The organism is Endozoicomonas sp. SESOKO3 (assembly GCF_024606255.1).
On the sequence record NZ_JAHHPR010000170.1, the window covers coordinates 1 to 1,280 of the forward strand.

Annotated in this window: 3 protein-coding genes; 2 read left to right on the forward strand and 1 reads right to left on the reverse strand. The window is 38.9% G+C overall.

The features are described from left to right. The first annotated feature begins 134 nt into the window (after window positions 1-134). Window positions 135-494: a hypothetical protein gene (locus KDK18_RS03050; protein WP_257253121.1), complete on the forward strand. Its 360-nt coding sequence runs from the start codon at window positions 135-137 to the stop codon at window positions 492-494. Next, window positions 491-670, forward strand: coding sequence for a hypothetical protein (locus tag KDK18_RS03055; RefSeq protein WP_257253122.1), 180 nt, complete (start codon window positions 491-493; stop codon window positions 668-670). Before KDK18_RS03050 ends, KDK18_RS03055 begins: the two co-directional genes overlap by 4 nt. A gap of 121 nt (window positions 671-791) precedes the next feature. On the opposite strand, the gene KDK18_RS03060 is transcribed toward KDK18_RS03055, so the two are convergent. Continuing rightward, window positions 792-1,124 carry an STAS domain-containing protein gene (locus KDK18_RS03060; protein WP_257253124.1) on the reverse strand — a complete coding sequence of 111 codons (333 nt, stop codon included), beginning with the start codon at window positions 1,122-1,124 and terminating at the stop codon, window positions 792-794. Window positions 1,125-1,280: the final 156 nt, after the last annotated feature.

Here is a 1,280-nt window from a genome sequence, read left to right on the forward strand (position 1 = left end):
ACTTGGGTCCAATGATCGATATTGGTAGTACACCCCCGACATAGTTCGAGACCTGAAATGCGAGTGATCATCAACAAAAAAAGATAGGATTACAGATTCTGCTCTTTTTCCTCTTTCTACCCGACACACTCGCTATGGCAGATAAGAACAGGATCTCCATCTCAACAGGGCTGTTTCCAACAAACTATCCTCCTCTTTTCCGGATCGATAATAAAAAAGGCATTGTCCAGAAAACCCTTGAAGCCATTAGCCAAAGGAGTGCCTATGACTTCAAGGAAGAATACTACCCTTTCAACCGGCTTATTTACATGGTAGGAAATGGCAGTCTGGATCTGGAAGCCCCGAGCTACCCTCAATGGCGAGACAGAGTGTCCGGGAAAGTTTCCTCTTGCGAGCACGGAGAAGTCATTGTCCAGTTAAGTGAAAGTAATTCGGGGTGGTGCAAAACGGTACGTATAAAACTTTTGAACCTTACTTTCAATCGGGAGAAGTGATTCGTAAGAATACCAGAGATAAAATGCATGTTTTGAAGCTTCTGGAGAAAGGTCGTAATGACGCAGCACTGATAGACGAACTGGTTGCTCGCCACCTCATTAAAACCCGGTTTGCGGGGATTATTTGTGACAGAAAAAACATTCGACTGTGTTCCTGTAATGTTCATGTTCAGTAAGTCTGCCGAAAAACATGAAAGAAAGATCAACGCCATCTTTCAAAAATTAAAGTCGGAAGGTGTCACTGGCCAGATATTGAAAGAGTATTAATAAACGCCAAGGTACTATCTTATCATTTTTTTAGTAGTTGGAGAAATAATCTTCCATATTATTATATTGCTTAATCGATCTATTAATTCTTAACATGCTCAGAAGCTCACCTGGCTTACCATTAACGCCTACCAAAGCCAGCTTCCTGTTTTCAATTTTTAAACGCTTATAAAGAAAGAGCAATGCACCTACACCAGAAGGATCAAGCTTTTTAACGGAAATCATGTCCACAAGAACATCTCCAGCACAATCTTTGATCAAATAGTCAAAATAAGGTCTTAAATCATTAACAGTTTCAGCATTAAATTGATCTTTCAATGAGATGACATCACATGACTGAGTTTGCCAAATTTCGTAATTCATTACTTCCTACCCCTTAACATTACTCCCAGATTTGAAAAGAAAAAAATCAGAGATCATTTCAAACACTTATTATCAGACTAGACAGGTGATAGCTTAAAAGATGAATGCTTCTATATTCTTTGGCGATAAAAAAACCAAATAAAGATAACACATACT

What these genes read in the sequence shown, in the direction of transcription:
- KDK18_RS03050 (WP_257253121.1), top strand. Translation starts at nt 135, where the DNA reads ATGGCAGATAAGAACAGGATCTCCATCTCAACAGGGCTGTTTCCAACA.
- KDK18_RS03060 (WP_257253124.1), bottom strand. Translation starts at nt 1,124, where the DNA reads ATGAATTACGAAATTTGGCAAACTCAGTCATGTGATGTCATCTCATTG.